This window comes from uncultured Dysgonomonas sp. (assembly GCF_900079725.1).
Taxonomy (GTDB): domain Bacteria; phylum Bacteroidota; class Bacteroidia; order Bacteroidales; family Dysgonomonadaceae; genus Dysgonomonas.
Map to the genome: position 1 here is coordinate 2,199,851 of NZ_LT599032.1, position 20,312 is coordinate 2,220,162.

The window sequence follows — 20,312 nt, forward strand, 5'->3', positions numbered from 1 at the left end:
GTAAAAAGTAATAGGTAGAAATAGTGTAAGCTTTTTACCTTTTCAAAGTTGTAAGCGTTGAGTAATAAGTATGAAAGAGTTCTAATTATTGGCTGCTAACTGTTGACTGTTTACTGATATATGTGTAACCTTTGTTACCTTTTTTATAGTTACAAGTTACTTCGCCCTTTGGACAGTTACGAGTTACGAGGGAAAGAATTAGCTCCGCTGACCGGTGGTTCTTAATTTTTCATTCTTAATTCTTAATTGCTTTCGGTGTTACAAGTGTTACCTTTTTGCGCTTCTGCATCTTTGCGAGCGTTATCTCTCATCCATGATTAAGACGAAGTTACGGAGTTTTTAGAAGAAAAAGTGACAATGAAAATTGTGTGAAAAGTGTCAGGTTTGTCAAGTTTTGTGCATAAGCTATCGGCTAACAGTTATCAGCTAATAGCTAAAAACTGTTACCTCTGTTACCTTTTGGAAAAGGCTGTAGGGGCAGAATATCTTCCGCCCGAAATAGAAAAAGGTCTACGGGCAGAAAATATTCCGCCCCTACAAAAGAATGCAAAGCCTGTTACCTTTGTTACTTTTTAGCCACATATAGTTAACAGATGCAAAAACAACAAGATAAAAGCAATAAAAAAAGTGTCAGAAGTGTCAGGTTTTAACTAAATATGGTTAATAAAAGTAAATATAGTGATGAGTTATAAATTATGAGGATGGGTTATACTTTGTACCTTAAGCTCTTTTCGAGAAACTCATTGTTAACTGATGGCTGTTCTCTAAAAAGTTGGCAATTTTCGTGTATTTATCCAAAATCTCTTTAGTGTAACAAATGTGACATATTATTTGTTATTATCATAATACCTTCACATTGTCAAATTAAAAACAATAAAGAAGATGAATAATATATTTGAAAAAGGAACAGTCTTAAACTTATCCCAACTCGTCGATTATTCTGACGGAGGAGTTATCAGCAAACAAGTACTAAAAAGCAATGCAGGAAATATTACCCTGTTCTCTTTCGACAAAGGTCAGGGCTTGAGCGAACACACAGCGCCATTCGATGCAATGGTACAGGTACTCGATGGTGAAGTAGAAATCAGAATCGGTGGCAATCCCGTATTGCTCAAACAAGGGGAGACCATCATTATGCCTGCCAATATCTCACATGCCTTATTTGCTGTAGAAAGGTTCAAAATGTTATTAACCATGATAAGAGGATAACCATGAGTGAAGTAATAAATAATTCGCAGAAAAGGAAAGAGTTGCTCAAGCATCTGATCCTTCAGTTACATAATAATGAAGCTCCCGAAATTGTCCGGAAACGGTTAATCGAACTATTGCGCTCTGTTCCCTATAACGAAGTGGTGGAAGTAGAACAGGAACTTATATCCGAAGGCTTGCCCGAAGAAGAAGTCCTGCGCTTTTGTGATATACACACTGCCGTACTGGACGGGAGTATAGATACATCAGCAGCAAAAACAGTACAGCCGGGGCATCCGGTAGATACCTTCAAGCGGGAGAATCGGGCTCTGGAAGAATATATCCAAAAGGCAAAAGTTCTGTTTGACAAAGGTAATAAGCTGAAAGATGAAGAAGTAAAAGAATATCTTTTGCAACTCAAAGGTGTCTTTAATAACCTGTCGGATGTAGATAAACATTACAAACGGAAGGAATACCTCCTATTCCCATTTCTGGAAAAGGCGGGTATTACAGGGCCTCCGAAAGTAATGTGGGGGAAACATGATGAAACGCGCGAATTGCTAAAGGCGGCCCATGAGGCTCTCCTGGCAAAGGATGTATCTGCCGGAGAAGTACCGAGTCTGATCCTGTTGGTTCTTTTGCCTGCTATCGACGCCCTCGAGGGTATGATAATGAAGGAAGAGGAGATATTGTTGCCAATGTGTCTCGATACACTCACAGATAAAGACTGGTACCAGATATACAAGGAAACTCCTCAATTCGGGTTCAGTCTGTACGATCCGCAAACGGAATGGGCTCCTGAATCAGTAGAAGTGGGGGAACTTACGTATAAAGAAGGGGATGCTATACACCTCTCTTCTGGAAACTTTACTACAAAAGAACTGGAAACAATATTCAAAACATTGCCTGTCGATGTCACTTTTGTGGATAAAGATGATAAAGTGAAATTCTTCTCACACGGAACAAAAAAAGTCTTTGAACGCAATCGCTCAATAATCGGCCGGGATGTACGCCTTTGTCATCCTCCGGGTAGTGTACATATTGTAGAGCAAATCATCAATGACTTCAAAAGCGGGAAAGAAAATGTAGCAGCATTCTGGATCTCTTCGTTTATGGGACGTTTCGTCTATATTGAATATACAGCACTCCGGGGAAATGACGGCGAATATCTGGGGGTGATGGAGGTTACACAGGATATAACGGATTTAAGGAAACTCGAAGGAGACCAACGTCTGTTATCTTATGGAACAAAGTAACAATGAAAACGGATATCAACCTTCAGACCAAAGTTGCCAACCTATTGGAATCTTATCCTGAGTTGGAAGATATACTAATGGAATTATCTCCGGTTTTCTCTAAGTTGAAAAATCCTGTATTACGCCGTACCATTGCCAAAGTTACATCATTGCAACAGGCAGCAGGAGTCGCAGGGATTTCCCCGCCTCTGCTAATTCAAAAACTAAGGAAAGCCGCGGGATTATCGGAGATTGCAATGGATGCAGATACGGACAATATTGAAGATGCAGCCGCACCCGTTTGGTTCGATGAAAGTAAAATAAGTTTCCGGTTCGATGCACGCCCTGTAATAGAATCAGGCGAGAGTCCCATGCAGGATATTCTAAAACTGTCGTCGAAGTTAGAAGGTGAGCAGATATTACAGATAGTTACTCCATTTAAACCTATACCGATTATTGATATTCTGAGTTCGAGAGGTTTTAAAGTCTGGAGCCGGGGAGATAATCATTTTTTCGTAAAGGAATAATAGTTATTAAATAAGAATTTGCAAGTAGCTTAGAAGTCCCCTTTTATTATATTCTCCACAGCATGTGATGAATATGCTGTGGAAAGCTACAAAGGGGATATGATCAGTTCAGAACTCAGCCTAAAGTAAAAAAAGAAAACCAGAGCAAATAAGATTGTATTTCTTTATTAAAGCTTTATCTATACACGGCCGTCGGCTAATGACTGACAGCTATTCGTTCTTTGAATTATAAATCTATGGCGTATAAACATTTAGCGATGAATGAACAGTCTGAAATTGAGTAATATATAGCGAAACCCATACTTTGTTTTTGTATTCTTCACATCCCTTTCAAGACTATATTTGTAGAAAAAACAGTATGACACCGATCAGATAAGATGGTATTAAAACTGTTATTTCCTCTTTGTGATAATAGCAGATGAAAGGTAATAAATAATCACTCAATTAAATAGCATTACCGGCACTAAAAACGGGGATATAAGCGTATATTTTCATAAAGTAAAAAACGTTAAGAAACATCTCGTATATGAATAATTAACGTTACATTCGCGTAGCCTTAAATAATCTTATAGACTCATACAAAGACCAAACAATAATAGAGAAATAAACGTTGTTATTAAAAAACATCATCTTAAAAGTGCTATGGAGATATCGGAACTGTATAAAATTTATAAACAATACCCGGAAGTTTCAACAGATACACGCAACAGCCCAAAAGATTCTATTTTCTTTGCACTGAAAGGCGCCAATTTTAATGGAAATGAGTATGCCGAAAGAGCTATCGATTCGGGATGTAGTTATGCTATTGTGGATGAATCCAAATATGCTACACGCCCGAATATTATATTGGTAGAAGATTGCCTGGATATATTGCAAAAACTCGCAAATCACCACCGTAAACAACTAAAGACCCCGGTGATAGGCATAACAGGAACAAATGGCAAAACAACTACCAAGGAACTAATCACCTCTGTCTTATCGCAGGAATACAATGTTCTTGCCACTCAGGGTAACCTGAACAATCATATTGGAGTGCCACTAACGCTACTGCGTATAAAAAAAGAGCATGAGATAGCTATTATAGAGATGGGAGCCAGCCATGTAGGGGAGATAAAAGTGCTTTCGGAAATGGCTATGCCTAATTATGGAGTCATTACCAATATTGGCCATGCTCACATAGAAGGCTTCGGTTCATATGAAAATGTAATCAAAGCCAAAGGTGAATTATACGAATATATAAGAAGTACAAGAGACGGGAAAATCTTTATCGACTATGACAATTCCCTGTTACGGGAAATGTCGGAAGGTATTACATCCATATACTACGGATTGGAAGAAGACTTGTTCATATCCGGAAAAGTATTATCTATAAGACCATTCCTCGAATTTGAATGGAAATTTGGCAGCAGACGCAATAAGGTTAAGACTAATCTTATCGGAGAATACAATCTGTCCAACGCATTAGCAGCAATCACTATAGGCAAATATCTGGGAGTAAAAGCCTCCTTAATATGCAAAGCAATTGAAGAATACCAGCCTACAAACAATCGCTCGCAGCTAAAAGAAACGGACAGGAATATGCTCATTATAGATGCATATAATGCAAATCCTACAAGTATGCATGCAGCCCTTGAAAACTTCGATCATATGGACGTGAATCACAAAGTTCTGATCTTGGGAGATATGAAGGAGCTTGGCCCGGACACGGATCTGGAGCATCAGAAAGTAGCCGACTATGTATCCCATCATAATTTTGACAGAGTAATATTCGTCGGAGATAATTTTAGCCGTATTACAACCGATTATCCCCGTTTCAAGGATCTGGACAGTTTGAAGTATTATCTGAAAGAGAACCCTATCGCAGATAGCTATATATTGCTTAAAGGCTCACGGGGGGTGCAGCTGGAAAGGTGTATCGATGTCCTGTAAATTGGGAAATATATATTTCGAAAAACCACTATAAAAAAGACAGGATAACCCATCGGATTATCCTGTTTTTTTAAATAAATGCTGTTGCTTTTATTATTTTGTTGCTTCAATCGATTTCTTGCGGAATTCTTTCAAAGCTTTCTCGATTTCAAGAGATACTTTTCTTGCTCTCTGTCCAGCTGCTTTGTTTCCACTTTCAACCTGTGCAGCTGCATCTTTAGCAAAGTCTGCAAAATCCTTGTGTAATTTTTCTACTAAATTTTTCATTTTACTTCTTTTTTTAAATTCGTACAAAGATAATTTCTTTAACTAAACAAACAAAAATGCCGGATAGTTTATTTAAACACGCATTAATAGTAAAGTTTTAGCGTTTTTTCTTCCTTTAGACAAAGACTAAATATCTATATTTTGTTCAACTTACTTATAAACATGCACATAATCTAGAATCATCTGATGAAAAAAATAGTATCACATACACCTCCAAGTCCGCATCTGTAGCCGTCGACAACAATATTTAATACAAAAAAACAGGGTTATCTTACCTAATTGTGATAACCCTATTTCTCAAAAGATTAAAATCTACCAATGAATATTTACTTTTTTATAAGTTCGAGTGTTTTGTAGATGTAGCATACATACCGATCATGGTGCCTGTAAATCCTCCGGCGACCTGAGTGCTGAGATTTTTTGCATCCAATCCCGACGCAATGTCAATCCATGTAGTACCACTATCGAACGATGCCTGAAAACTATATTTATCTTTGTCTCCCATTACTTTCAGGATGACGGGATTTCGACTCTTCTGCTCCGGAATTATATATTCAGCTATTCTCTTATTATTTTTCTCGGAACGGTCTAAAGTGAGTGCGCTTTTTCCATCAATTAACGTCTTACCAAAAACAAAATTATGTGATTCGTTCTGATAGCAAACTAATCCTGCTAGATCATTATCCGACTGTGGAGTGAATACCATCTCTATTTCAGCTTCGAAAACAAGATTTTGCTGACGGTAACCAACGAATGCCGGATTTGTGACTTCATAAATATTTTGAGGAATAGCATTAAGCATTATAGCCCCATCCTTCAAACTCCACCATTCTGCTCTTGGCGTACGGATAAAAGTCCACTTATAATCAAGAGTTTCTATGTTGAAATCATCTTTCCATACGAAATTTCCTGTCAACGTATTTTGTTGAGGGGCAAGGCTATCCTTAGTTACTACGATAGGTAGTGCTTCACCTTTTTCCAGAATAACAGGGAAACCGTCTTTCCACATAACAGGAAGTAAAAATGTTTCACGTCCCGTATTATAATAATTACCAAAATAAGGCCTGCAACCCAAAAATACGGCATACCAGTCTCCCCCCGGTGTCTCTATAAGATCAGCATGTCCTACACTGGTAATTGCATCAGTCCGGGATTCAGGCAAGCCGCGCTGTGTAAGGATAGGATTACCTTCATATGGTTTATACTCACCTTTTATATTATTTGCTATAAGAATTACTTCCGAATGGTTTGGTCCTGTACCGCCTTCAGCCGCCATCAGGTAATATTTTCCGTCTATTTTGTATATATGAGGACCTTCTATCCATACAGGTCTGGTGCTCTTATCCACACCTCCGTCCAGTATTACTTTCCGTTCACCAAAGGTCTTATCTGTATTCACATCAAAGTCATGTATCCAGATAGCGCGATGCCCCTCCCATTCGGGGACTCTCGCAGGAGCATCGTTATGGACTATGTATGCGGAACCATCATCATCAAAGAATAGAGACGGGTCTATCCCTCCTACTTTAGGTAATGTTACAGGATCTGACCAATTATTTTCAAAAGGGTCTTTTGTTTTCACCAGAAAGTTCCCGATACCATCCACACAGGTGGTTATCAGATAGAAGGTATCATTATGTCTGTTATACTCGATAGCAGGTGCATAAATACCTCCACTTAGCCGGATTCCGTCGAGGTTCAATTGAGATGGCCGATTGAGTACAAATCCTATCTGTTTCCAGTTTACTAAATCCTTGCTATGAAAAATAGGTATCCCCGGATAATATGAAAATGTAGAATGCACCATGTAAAAGTCGTCTCCTTTTCTGCAAACACTGGGATCGGGATAGAAGCCGCTGATAATGGGATTGAGATACTCCTTGGTCGGATCAATCTTCTTATCGAAGCTACTGTCCATCCCCCTGTATTGGAAATAATTAAAACAAGCCCTGTTTGTCTCGTCTGTTACAGTTTGCCCTTTGATATATATAAAAGGGAATATTCCTAAAAATAACAATATAAGTTTTCCACAGTTCAGCATAGTAGTTATCTATAAATGTTGAGTAAACAAATATAGAGTCTTTGCCGAAACTTCATTTACATGGTGGTTTCATTTACTTTTCCACATGTAACATTTATTGCAAAAGAACGATAAAATAAGGAAAGCTTTATATTTCAGCAAAGTTTATTCCTCATCCTGCAGCGGCGGAGAAAGATGTGCTGCCAGATACTCCTTTGGCGACATTCCATAGAATTCCCTGAATGAGTTAGAAAAATGAGACAGATTTGAAAACCCTATCGCATAGGCTACTTCCGAGATAGTCAGCTTCTTACCCGAAAGCAGTGTTGCCGCCTGACGCAAGCGAATACCTTTTATAAAATCGCGGGCCGATTGATTTGTCAGTTCTTTCAGTTTACGATGCATATGTACGCGGCTCATTCCTACATTCATAGCCAACATTTCCACATTCAGTTCGGGATTGGAAAGATTTTCGTTTATAATCTTCATAATACGTTGCATAAGTATCTCATCCGAAGATTTCAGCTCTATTTTTTGTATTTTATCCTCTGGCTGCTGTTGTCCGCTAAACTTATTCTTCAGCCGCTCCCTGTTCTCGATCAGATTAGCTATGGTACTTTTCAGCAGATCTGTATTGAAAGGCTTGGAAACGTAAGCATCCGCCCCTATATCCAGGCCTTCTATTTTATTTTCGGGAGTCGACTTTGCTGTGAGCAGAATGATCGGTATATGATTTATATTTATATTCTGTTTCACCTTACGCGAAAGTGTTATACCATCCATTTCAGGCATCATCACATCACTGATTATCAGATCAGGCTTTTCTGTCAATATCAGATCGATAGCTTCTTTTCCATTTTCACTTACAGTAACCCGATATTCGGACGACAGCTCATCCTTGATATACTCACGGATTTCATCTTCATCTTCAACCACCAGAATCCTGTATTTTGTCCGGGGTTTTATTTTTTTATCGCCACCTTCAATGTCTATTTTATTCAGCAGTTCATTAGAGACATACATAGGAGAAATCCTTTCGGCCGCAACTTTATATTCTTCTCCATCTTCCAGTTCCCTGGCTACCAGATGGTCGCTACCCAAAGGTAGCCGTATTATAAAACGAGTGCCCGGCATTTCAGGTCTATTTTCGGCGAAGATGGTTCCATGATGTAACTCTACTAAGGATTTAGAAAGATGCAAGCCTATGCCTGTTCCGAAATTAGAATTGGTAAAATCATTGCTTATCTGATAAAATCGCTCAAAAATCTGTTCTATTTTACCTTTATCGATACCTATACCATTATCCGTTACTGAAATTTCAAAATATTTCCTCAATGCTCCTTTTACATTTTCATCCTGGCCGATAGATAGTTCAATTGTTATATTACCATTATCCGGTGTATATTTAAAAGCATTCGATATTATATTCAATAAGACTTTATCAAAGTTATTCAGATCGATCCACACATTCAGCTTATCCACCTCATGCCTGAAATTAAAACTTATATTCTTTCTTTGAGCAGAATACTCAAATGTCATCATCAGATCGTCTATAAATCCTACAATATCAGTTTCTCTAAAATGCAATTGCATTTGCCCCTTATCCAGTTTACGGACATCCATTAGCTGGTTTATAAGTCGAAGAATCCGCAGGCCATTCCGATATATCATCACATAAGTCTTTTGCAGCTTCTGATCTTTATTCTCCGACAATAACTTTTCCAATGGATTTATAATCAGTGTCATAGGCGTGCGTATCTCATGCGATATATTAATAAAAAACTGTAATTTGGCTTCATTTATCTGCTCCAGGTGCTGCCGCCTCATTTCTTCCTGACGATGACGGATACGGGTATAGATATAATTCGCAATAAACAAAACCAACAAAACGCTCAACACTGCATAGGCAGCATATGCCCATGGAGACTGATACCACGGAGGTGTAATTATTATTCTTATTGTTTTTACATCTGAATAATTATCATGGTCTTTCGCCCTTAATTTGAAAGTATATGTTCCCGGATTCAGATTGGTATAAGTAACCCGTCCCATACCGGGATACGAATTAAGCCAGTCCTGACTGATTTCTTCAATCATATATTGATATACAATACGTTCGGGGTTTGAAAACTCCAGCGCAGAAAATTCTATACTGAATGTATTGTCGTTGTAAGCCAGAGTAAATTGGTCCGCATCCATAACCGATGTAGAAACAATCTCGTTATTACCCGATCTATCTCCCATCTTTATTGCCCGGTTGAATAGAAAGAAATCTGTAATCAGTACTTTCAGTTCCTTCTTAGCTTCGGTTATGTCTTTGGGATAGAAACTGGTGACACCATAAATACCACCAAAATATATCTTACCGGCTACGTCCTCAAATTTTGCTCCGCGTGTAAACTCATTGCCCTGCAAGCCGTCGCCGGTGTAGTAATTGATAAATCGGTTTTCACTGACAATAAATTTACTGATACCAAAATAGGTGCTTATCCAGAGATTCCGTTCTTTGTCTTCCCGTATGCCACATATAACATTGTTGGGCAATCCGTCTCTGGTCGAATAACTTTTAACCGATTGCTCTTTCTTATTAAAAACATTCAATCCGTCAGATGTCCCTATCCATATATTACCTGTCTTATCTTCAAAAAGGGTGTATGCTACCGTATGTGGTAATATTGTATTTTGGTTGAGATAATTCAGAAAAGTGTTCTTTTTCGAATCATAGCAACTTACACCTTTATAATGTGCAATCCAAATCAACCCCTCACTATCGAACAGGATGTCGTTTACCCAGTCGTTACTCAGTTCATCTATAGAAAAATCATCATTCTCACTTTTGCGTGATTCATAATGAGTCATTTTCCGGCTTGCCAGATTCAACCTGAAAAAGCCCGAACCATAGGTACCTATCAACAGGTTCTTCTCGTCATCTTCTGCTATACAGTATATCTTTTCATTTAGCAATTCAGGAATATATTCACAGTTTCCCGTCTTTCGATTAAATTTTGCCAGTCCTTTAGTATATGAGCCTACCCACATATTATTATTAGAGTCCTCAAAAATACTAAGTATGATATTTGAAATAGATGAAGGTGAAGAACTCTGCATAAAGTGGGCAACCCTTTCTCCTTTACTATTGATGCCGTATATACCTTCGTTATCTGTACTGACCCATGTGATGCCTTCCTTGTCCTTATAGATGGACATTACCGAACTGGAACCAATAGGGTTATTCTTTAAAGATTTGAATCCGTAATAATCAAACTTCTTTTCGGTACCGGGAATAAATATTATCCCCTTCTGAAAAATACCAAGCCAAAGGTTATTATCCTTGTCCTGAAGGATGGAATGGACTTTTCCTTTCGAAAAATCAAATGGAGCCGAACTGATTTTATAATCTTCAACAATATTTCTGTTTCTGTTGTATAGCTTCAAGCCTTGCCCGTCTGTACCTATATACAATATATTTTCTTTAGTCAGTAGCAAGTCTTTAATCAGTAGCTGAACATTATTGTCGGAGCCTATTGCTTCAAATGTCTTCGTCTGCTCATTATACTTATTCAGTCCTCCGGTTAATGTTCCTACAAATATATTACCTTGTTTGTCTTCTGTTATGGACGATATATTATTACTACTTATATTAGCAGGAGCTGTGAATGTTTTTATCTGATTTGTAAGAGGATTATAGAGATTCAGCCCGTTATTTTCAGAACCTATCCAAAGATTCCCTTTCGAATCTTCAAAAATCGAGTTCAGATAATTACTAACCAGCAGATTTGTCAGTTGCAGATTCGCATGAAATTCCCTTTCTCCTTTTTTGATGAGAAATATCCCTTGTCCCGAAGTTGCCACCCAAATATCTCCATTCCGGGTTTCTATCATACGGGTGATATGAGGTGAAACCAGGTTTCCTTCTTTGTACATTTTTATTCCCCTGAATGAATTCGTTGCCCAATCATATTTCATCAGGCCATTGATACACCCTACCCAGAAATTACCCGAGCTATCTTCGAATACGGTACGTACATAATTATTTTTCAGGGAGGTTGAATCTTCGGATGAATGCTTGTAGATATTGAACTTCATTCCGTCGAATTTATTCAATCCGTTTTCGGTCGCAATCCATACAAATCCTTTTTTATCCTGATATACCTGATTGATAAGACTGTTTGATAAGTCTTCGTCAGGAGAATAGAATCTGCCTATTTGTGAAAATATATAGGAATTTGCGACAAGGGAAAAAATACATATCAGAACAAATACTTTTAACCTCGTGTTCTTTGTTGTCATGGGTATCCAGATATTAGAAGCAGTATATATGCAAATATAAAAAAATAATAAGGAATATGTACTTTTCAAAAGCGAATGTAACGTAGAGAAAAGTATATGTTATAGTCGAAAAGCGGATGTTACACAGACAAAATTATATGATACACTTATTCTGTATAAAAAAAATAGATCTTTATATGTTTGTATTACATAAAATCTATGCGAATTGACAAATACAGGCCATACCTTAAATTCTAAATTATTTATATCTATGAAAACTTAAAACTTCCAGACTTGAATAAAAAGAAAATAACCTATTAATAATAGTAAATAATGAATCTTAATCATGAGAAATGCAAGAATTTTTAAGTCCTTGAGACTTTTATTTTTATTTTTTCTTATCCCCGCTTTGGCTTTTTCTCAAAACATATCCATAAATGGAGTTGTGAAAGACGCCTCTGGTGACGGATTACCGGGTGTTGCAATATCGGAAATAGGGACTTCTAACGGAACATTGACCGATATAGATGGAAAATTTACATTGACTGTTTCTTCCAAAGGAAAGATTAAAGTATCTATGATCGGTTTCCAAGCTCAGGAAATCAACGTATCAGGGAAAACATCTTTTAATATAGTATTGGAAGAAGATACAAAACTACTCGATGAAGTGGTAGTTGTCGGCTACGGACAAATGAAAAGAACTGACCTTACCGGCTCGGTAGTTTCGGTAAGTAGCGACGCGATATCAAAATCGGTGACCACATCTGTCGATCAGGTACTGCAAGGTAGAGCTGCCGGTGTACAGGTTACTCAAAATTCTGGGATGCCCGGAGGCGGTTCGTCAATTCGCATCCGTGGAACAAATTCTATAAACAGCTCCAATGAGCCTATTTTTGTTATCGACGGAGTTGTTATTGACGGTAATACTGATTCGGGATCGGAGAATGCATTATCTTCTATCAACCCGGCAGATATCCTATCAATGGACATATTGAAAGACGCCTCGGCTACTGCCATCTATGGCTCACGCGGAGCAAACGGGGTTATTATCATCACTACCAAAAGAGGTGAAAGCGGTACACCACGTATTACATATGATGGCTACGTAGGTATGCAGACAATGCCGAAGAAACTAGACTTATTGAATCTACAGGAATTTGCCTATCATAAGAATGAACGTACCCGGATAATGGGGCATCCTATGGACGATAGCTTCATCCGTCCCGACCTATTAGGTGAAGGTACTGACTGGCAGGATGAACTTTTCCGCACGGCAGTGATGCACAACCACAACCTGTCTGTTTCAGGTGGTACCAGTAAAATGACTTATGCTTTTGGCGCCGGTTATCTGAATCAGGAAGGTATCGCTTTAGGTTCGGGCTTTGAACGTTTCAGTCTGCGTGGAAATATAGACGCTGAAGTTAAAAGCTGGCTGAAAATGGGAGTAAACTTTGCTGTGAACAATTCAAAACAAAACATAACCGTATCTGATGATAATCTGATAAATATAGCATTACAGCAAACACCGAATGTTGCCGCCCGCAATCCTGACGGAAGCTACGGTGGGCCTGACACAGACGAGTTTGTACAAACCAATCCTGTCGGATTAGCCATGCTAAAAGACAACAGGAATGAAAAAAGCGGTTTCCGCAGCAATATATATGCAGAAGCAACAATCATAGATGGACTGACTCTGAAAACAGAATTCTCCAGCGATATAAACAATACCAACGTTTATAAATTCACTCCGTCTTACGAATTCGGTGCAATCAAGAATGAAGTAAGGGAGTCGGAACGCTCTAAATCATACAGCAAGTTCTGGGCATGGAGGAATATCGCTACATACAATAAAACAGTAGCAGAAAAACATGCGATAAACGTAATGCTAGGTCAGGAAATGCAGGAATCTAAATGGGACTACCTGTGGGGATATCGCAAAGGATTCATTACAAATAATGCAAATGACCTCGATGCCGGAGATGCAACTACTGCAAAAGCAAATAACAGTAGCGGTATCAATTCGCTTATGTCATATTTCGGCCGCGCATTCTATTCTTTCGACGACAGATATTTACTTACAGCCACATTAAGACGCGACGGTTCATCCCGATTTGCCGACGGCAACCGCTGGGGATGGTTCCCTTCTGCAGCATTGGCATGGAAAATTTCGAATGAAAGTTTCCTGAAAGAAAACAAAACGATCAACAATATGAAATTCCGTTTGGGATGGGGTAAAGTTGGTAATGAAAACATACAGAACTACGGATATACGTCTACGATGTCATCTGTAGCTACTATATGGGGTACCGGATTATTGAGTGGAAATACAGCCAATCCTGACTTGCAGTGGGAAACTACCAGCTCGGTGAATGTTGGATTCGACCTGAATCTATTCCGCAACCGAATAGAGCTGATCGTAGAATGGTACAACAAGGAAACTGACAACCTCCTTTTATTAATGCCACTGCCTGCATATGTCGGCACATCGGGGCAAGGCTCTACCACGCCACCATGGGTAAATATAGGATCTATCCGCAACAGAGGGTTCGAGGTTACATTAAACACATTCAATATCGACAAAAAGGATTTCTCATGGAAATCTAATTTCGTTTTTTCTTCCAACCGCAACAAAGTCCTGTCCCTAGATATGGAAAGCAGTATCGTAGATGCTACAATGTCACGCGGCTCGGAAACATCCATTATCACACGTACGGCAGTAGGCCAACCGATAGGCCAATTCTACGGTTATAAGGTAATAGGCCGTTTCGAAAGTGCAACCGATTTCTATTATAAAGATGCTAATGGCAATATACAGCAAACGGCTATCCCCGAAGGTGTGCCTATCAGCAAGACCGGGGTATGGGTAGGCGACTTGATGTTTGAGGATAAAGACGGCGATGGAAAAATTACAGAAGCAGACCGCGACTATATAGGTAATCCTGAACCTAAATTCACATTTGGTATCGGTAATACATTTACATACAAAGATTTTGATCTAACCGTCTATCTTAACGGATCTTATGGAGGCGACGTATTCAACTGGATAAGACGCTGGACTGACGATCCCCGCCAATCGACAAACGTAACCAAACGTGCAACCACTTTTGCCCGCCTGGGAGTAATCGACCCTACTCTGTCTGATGATGATTTCCGTAACGTAAGAATTATTGGAGGAGCCAGTAATATGCCTCGTCTTGCACCTTCAGATGCAAATGCAAACAACCGTGTATCGGATCGCTATATCGAGGATGGCTCTTACCTGCGTATACAGAATATTTCGTTAGGATATACATTGCCTAAGAAAATGGTGAACAAACTTCATATAGAAAATCTGAGAGTATACACCAACATACAAAATCTTCATACATTCTCTAAATATAAAGGTTATGATCCTGAGTTGGGTTCTATGTCTCAAAATGCATTATTGACAGGTATCGATAACGCCCGTTATCCATCACCGGTTATCTATACATTTGGGTTAAATGTTACGTTTTAAAAAAATTAAACAGTTATATCTGATATGAAAACTAAGAATAAAATAATAGCATGCGCTCTGACCCTTGCAGCTTCATTCACATTTTCGGGATGTAGTGATTTTCTGGACCATTCACCGGACGACAGGGTAACGCTGGAAAACTTCTTTCAGTCTCCTGAAGATTTGCGCACAGCTACAGCCCCATTATATAATAAAGTATGGTTCGACTTCAATGATAAGTTCTACTTCGGACTGGGAGAAGGCCGTTCAAACAATATGTTTGCTCCTTACTCCGATTATGTTTATCCGTTTACAACCCTTACAGAAACGTCCCTTACAGGCCCATTGGTAAGTGCATGGCAGTCATTCTATAATGTAATCGCACAGTCAAACAACACGATAAATAACATCAGGGATAAATCCAAAAATGTAACGGAGGAACAGAAAAATGAAGCAATGGCCGAGGCCCGTTTCATGAGAGGAACCGCCTACTGGTATCTGGCTTCACTTTGGCAGGATGTTATCATTATTGAAGACAATACGAAACTGATTGCCAACCCAATCGTAAACACGAATCCGAGAGCCGACGTATTTGAGTTTGCAATACGCGACCTTGAGTTTGCTGCGAAACATCTACCCGAAACATCAATTGCTTCGGGACGCCTGAACAAATACAGTGCTTTCGGAATGCTTTCACGCGTCTATCTTTCACGTGCAGGCTTATCAGACAGCCCCAATAGCGGACAACGGGATCAAACATATCTCGAGCTGGCCCGTAAAGCAGCAGAAAAGGTCATAAAAGACAGTAAATTCAGTTTGATGACCAATTATGAAGACTTGTATTATGTAAAAAACAATAATAATAGCGAATCCATGTTTGCTCTGCAATGGGTACCAAACGGTGACTATGGTGTTACCAATACCCAACAGGCTTATTTTGCAGCTTCTTCTGCCATTACAGGCGATGATGCCGCATGGGGAGGATATATGTTTGCATCGTATGATATCATAAGGACTTACGATCCTAAAGACGACATCCGCCTGAGAGCCACCTTTATGCCACGCGGGCAACATTATCCGGAGCTGAATGCTGCCGCAGGAGGTTATACTCAGGACAATACCAACCAATGTTATGTAAAGAAAGGGGTTGTTGGTACAAGTAAAGATAATGATGGAAAATCGGGCCGTATGAATTCTGCACTGAATACATATATGCTCCGTTTGGCCGAAGTATATCTGATATATGCCGAAGCCATACTGGGAGACGACGCATCTACATCCGATGCCGAAGCATTACTTTACTTCAATAAGGTAAGAGAAAGAGCCAAAATGCCTACGCTTACATCCATTACCTGGAACGACATCTTCTATGAACGCCGTATAGAACTGGCTATGGAAGGCCAATTCTGGTACGATCTGGTGCGCCGTTCATATTACAAGCAACAGGAAGTTCTGAATTATATGAACAATCAGGATCGTGCCGCACAGTATACATATGACAAAGAAACACATACCACTACTCTTGAGAATGAAGACTCGCGTCCTGTTGAAACGGCTACTGCCGCTCGCCTGAAGCTGCCTTATCCTGAATCGGAAGTTGTACAAAACAAACTTCTGAAAGAGCCTCCTGTTGCATATCAGTTTACAGAAGGTAAAATAACAGATTTGTTCAATTGATTCAATCGATAAAAATTACTGACATGAATAAAAAAGTAATTCTAAAAAATATTAGTGGGGTATATCTGGCTTTTTGCCTGTTAGCAGGCTTGGCGTTTTTCACTTCGTGTGAAGACGATGATAAATCTGACAGCAGCCCCATTACAGTGACAAGTATCCACTTATCCGACGCGGACGATGAGGTTCCGGACAGGACACTTAACTATGTACGTCTGGGTTATCTTATCCGAATCGAAGGTTCCGGCTTCACCGGAATGCAGAAGATATATATTAATGGTGTCAGCGCATATTTCAATACGACGCTGATGTCCGACAACTCTATGATCATTAAGGTCCCCAATGATGCACCTACAGTAGAGGCCACCGAAGATGTACGAAATACAATCCGCTTTGTAAAGAAAGGAACAGAATATACTTACAACTTCGATGTACGTTCGGCTGCACCGTCCATTTCCCGTATATCCCACACCATGCCGCAAGCCGGTGAAGAGATTACCATCTATGGTTCGGGATTGTATGAAATATCGAAAGTTACATTCCCGGGAGGAGTTACAGTTACAGAAGGTATAGAATCTGACAATGAGGAAGGAACTTATTGTATACTCAAAGTTCCGGCTGGTATTACCGAAGGCGGTGCTATCCTGGTAGAAGGTTCGGCGGGAGCAACTTATTCTCCTGCATATTTCAACTTTAAGAAAGGTTTGTTGCACAATTTCGATGATGTGAACAACTCAAGTTGGGGAGGTGGCCTCGTTTCAGGCAATCTGACAGATGTAATCCCGGCAGCGGGTGACGGCCCTAAATCCCAGGGAATATACCGTTCTTTCAACAAAGACAAAGAGGTTATACCTGCGCCTGCGGCAAAAGCATCTTTCTATTGGGCAAATAGTGCAGTGTGGCCTACCATACTTACCAACAGCGTAATACCTGTGACTACAGAAACATCGAAAGTAGCCGTGCAATTCGATGTATACTTTGAAGGTGCATGGAATTCGGGAACAATCAGAATGGTTATTGCCGACGGATATGGAACAGACAGGTACTGCATGCTTTATACCCCATGGCTGGTGAATGGAAAAATAACAGAATTCGAAAATCCGGGTTCATGGTACACTGTAACATTACCATTCAGCAATAGTGCTGACTTTGTAGACAAAACTTTCGAAAGTGTATTGAATGCCGTTAATGGAGCCAGTTATAAACAATGGGGACCTTGGTTCGACAATATTAAGATCGACGATATAGAACCCGAACCGACAAACGTGGTAGTTTACTTCGATAACCTACGCGTCGTTCCTCTCGAAGTTCCGGCATACAACGAGTTTGGAGATGAATAAATTTGATTATCTGGCATCAGGCTGTCCTCAAAAGATGGCCTGACAAACAGAATAAACATTAATAATAAAAGATAATTATTATGAGATATATAAAATCACTCATTCCTGCGGCACTACTCGCAATTGGCTTTCTCGCATCATCCTGCGACAATGAAAAGATGGAATGGTACAAAGATCCCAACAAAGGTGATGTTACTGTCAACGAAATACCTCTGAAATACAGCGAAAAACTGGCACTCTATAAATCACTCAAAGAATATAACAAAGAAAATGTTATACTGGGAGTCGGCATGGGAGTAGCCGAATATATGGACAATGAAACATACCGTACTTTTGTAAATGAAAATTTCGAAGCGGTTACAGCAGGCTACCACATGAAACATGGCCCGATGGTAAGCAGCAACGGGACTCTGAATTTTACACGGGTAGATAATTTCCTGAATATGCTCCCTGCTTCAATAGCTGTTTACGGACATACATTAGGCTGGCACCAGAATCAAAACGGAGATTATCTTCGCGGACTGATTGCTCCAACCATTATACCGGGTGCATCAGGAACGAACATTCTGTCGAATGGCGATTTCGAAAATGACCTTACAGGCTGGAACTCGTGGGGAAGTGGTAAGCAGAGCGTAGAAATATCTACAGAGACAAAACTCAGCGGCAATAAATCAGCAAAGGCTGTGACCAAATCAAATGCAACTAACTTATGGGATTTACAGATACAAAGCCCGTCAGTGGCCACAATTCAAGACCACCGCTACGAAATCTCATTCTATATAAAATCGGAAGGTGAAGGAGAGATGCGTGTAAACTTTGCAGGTATGAGTAATCAATATCCATATGCTAACGGAGGAGGTGCAACTGTAAAAACATCTTCTACTTGGACACGTGTGGCTTATTCCGGCGATTCATTCAAAGCTACCGGAACGTCCATGTCTTTCCAGTTCGACCTTGGTAAAGTAGGCGACATGGTTTATTATATAGACTTTGTACGCGTAGTAGACCTCGATGCCGGCAATGAACCGGTGAATGTTGTTCCGAACGGCAGTTTCGAAAGTGACTGGGGCAACTGGGTTCGCCAGAATCAAGGCGCAGGCATGTCTATCACTACAGACGAAAAGATGGATGGAACTCATTCGGCAAAAATAATAGCAAAGAGCGGATCTGCCAGTGCATGGGACTTACAACTCATCACTCCTAGCTTGGCAGTTACGGCGACTCATACATATGAATTATCTTTCTATGTGAAATCAGATGTTGCAGGACGTGGACGGATATCATTCCCGGGACAAAGCAACGAATATCCGTATATGAGCTGGACAGGAGGAAGTGCAACGGAGTATTTCTCAACAACAACTGCATGGCAACAGATTAAATGTGATGTAAAAGCAGATAACAATTCATTCAAGCTAAGCTTCGACTTCGGATATCTGCCTGATGTTACTTACTATATCGATGATGTAAAACTAGTAGATAAAGCTGGCGGCTCTTCCGGTTCTACCGAGCCAATTATTATAGAGAAAACTGCTGAAGAAAAAGCAGAAATAATAGATGCTGCCCTAAAAAACTGGATTTCCTCTATGGTTGGCCATTACAAAGAGAGAGTACACGACTGGGATGTAGTGAATGAGCCAGTAGGAGACAACGGAGAAATACGTGTAGGTGACGGCAAAGGCGACTCGGGCGATATTTTCCATTGGCAGGACTTCCTCGGCAAAGATTATGCAGTGAAAGCATTCAAATATGCAAGAGAAGCGGGGGCCGATGGCGTATTATTCATAAATGAATATGCTATTGAATCTAATACGACAAAACTGGACGGATTCCTTAAATATGTGGAATATATAGAAAGCCAAGGCGTAAAAATAGACGGATTAGGTACACAGATGCACGTCAGAGTCGGTTATACAACAAATGAAGGAATCGACAATATGTTTAAGAAACTGGCTGCCACAGGCAAGAAAATAAAAGTTTCGGAACTTGATGTACAGGTTGGCACAGCAACTCCTAGTGCAGAGCAAATGACTGCACAGTCCGACATGTTCCAGTATGTAATAGAATCATATATGAAAAATGTACCTGCAAGCCAACGCTATGGTATCACAATATGGGGTGTGACTGACGAAACAAGCTGGATTGAAAATGATGCTCCTTGCATCTGGGATGCCAAAGACGCACGTAAACCTGCGTATAAAGGCGTTGCCGACGGACTATTTGGTGAAGATGCCAGCGCAAACTGGACGTATGAAGATATTGTGAATGCAGCAAAAGAATAATAACGGTTAAATGGGTTTTAGATAATACATAGATTGTTCATTAAAAAGGGGAAAAGAGGGCGACAACCTCTACTACTCAGTTGTCTCCCTCCTCCTTTTTTCAGAGAAT

11 protein-coding genes are annotated in these 20,312 nt (G+C 39.8%); 8 read left to right on the forward strand and 3 right to left on the reverse strand.

The features are described 5' to 3' along the window. Positions 1-882: 882 nt before the first annotated feature. The 4 genes from QZL88_RS09170 to murF all read left to right on the forward strand — a co-directional run bounded on the left by QZL88_RS09170 (position 883) and on the right by murF (position 4,879). Positions 883-1,209 carry a cupin domain-containing protein gene (locus tag QZL88_RS09170; RefSeq protein ID WP_194225912.1) on the forward strand — a complete coding sequence of 109 codons (327 nt, stop codon included), beginning with the start codon at positions 883-885 and terminating at the stop codon, positions 1,207-1,209. Between the two features lie 2 nt (positions 1,210-1,211). Next, positions 1,212-2,444: a DUF438 domain-containing protein gene (locus QZL88_RS09175; RefSeq protein ID WP_296940336.1), complete on the forward strand. Its 1,233-nt coding sequence runs from the start codon at positions 1,212-1,214 to the stop codon at positions 2,442-2,444. Between the two features lie 2 nt (positions 2,445-2,446). Then, positions 2,447-2,950, forward strand: coding sequence for a DUF1858 domain-containing protein (locus tag QZL88_RS09180; RefSeq protein ID WP_296940337.1), 504 nt, complete (start codon positions 2,447-2,449; stop codon positions 2,948-2,950). 642 nt (positions 2,951-3,592) lie between these two features. After that, a complete protein-coding gene (gene murF / locus QZL88_RS09185) occupies positions 3,593-4,879 on the forward strand; it encodes a UDP-N-acetylmuramoyl-tripeptide--D-alanyl-D-alanine ligase (RefSeq protein WP_296940339.1) in 1,287 nt (428 codons plus the stop codon). Between the two features lie 93 nt (positions 4,880-4,972). Here murF and QZL88_RS09190 read toward each other — a convergent pair whose 3' ends face one another. The 3 genes from QZL88_RS09190 to QZL88_RS09200 form a co-directional block, all read right to left on the reverse strand. Continuing rightward, on the reverse strand, positions 4,973-5,146 hold the full coding sequence (locus QZL88_RS09190) for a histone H1 (RefSeq protein ID WP_006799072.1): 174 nt from the start codon (positions 5,144-5,146) through the stop codon (positions 4,973-4,975). Between the two features lie 334 nt (positions 5,147-5,480). Then, the gene (locus QZL88_RS09195; RefSeq protein ID WP_296940342.1) at positions 5,481-7,187 is read right to left on the reverse strand and encodes a glycoside hydrolase family 43 protein; all 1,707 of its coding nucleotides are present in this window, start codon (positions 7,185-7,187) and stop codon (positions 5,481-5,483) included. A gap of 144 nt (positions 7,188-7,331) precedes the next feature. Next, positions 7,332-11,456: a two-component regulator propeller domain-containing protein gene (locus QZL88_RS09200; RefSeq protein WP_296940344.1), complete on the reverse strand. Its 4,125-nt coding sequence runs from the start codon at positions 11,454-11,456 to the stop codon at positions 7,332-7,334. Between the two features lie 325 nt (positions 11,457-11,781). On the opposite strand from QZL88_RS09200, the gene QZL88_RS09205 reads away from it, so the two are divergent. The 4 genes from QZL88_RS09205 (at position 11,782) to QZL88_RS09220 (ending at position 20,203) form a co-directional block, all read left to right on the forward strand. Next, entirely contained in the window at positions 11,782-14,931 is a 3,150-nt protein-coding gene (locus tag QZL88_RS09205; RefSeq protein WP_296940346.1) for a TonB-dependent receptor, read from the forward strand. Between the two features lie 24 nt (positions 14,932-14,955). After that, on the forward strand, positions 14,956-16,587 hold the full coding sequence (locus QZL88_RS09210) for a RagB/SusD family nutrient uptake outer membrane protein (protein WP_296940348.1): 1,632 nt from the start codon (positions 14,956-14,958) through the stop codon (positions 16,585-16,587). Positions 16,588-16,610: 23 nt separating this feature from the next. Continuing rightward, positions 16,611-17,924 carry a glycan-binding surface protein gene (locus tag QZL88_RS09215; protein ID WP_296940350.1) on the forward strand — a complete coding sequence of 438 codons (1,314 nt, stop codon included), beginning with the start codon at positions 16,611-16,613 and terminating at the stop codon, positions 17,922-17,924. Between the two features lie 80 nt (positions 17,925-18,004). Further along, a complete protein-coding gene (locus QZL88_RS09220; RefSeq protein WP_296940352.1) occupies positions 18,005-20,203 on the forward strand; it encodes an endo-1,4-beta-xylanase in 2,199 nt (732 codons plus the stop codon). Positions 20,204-20,312: the final 109 nt, after the last annotated feature.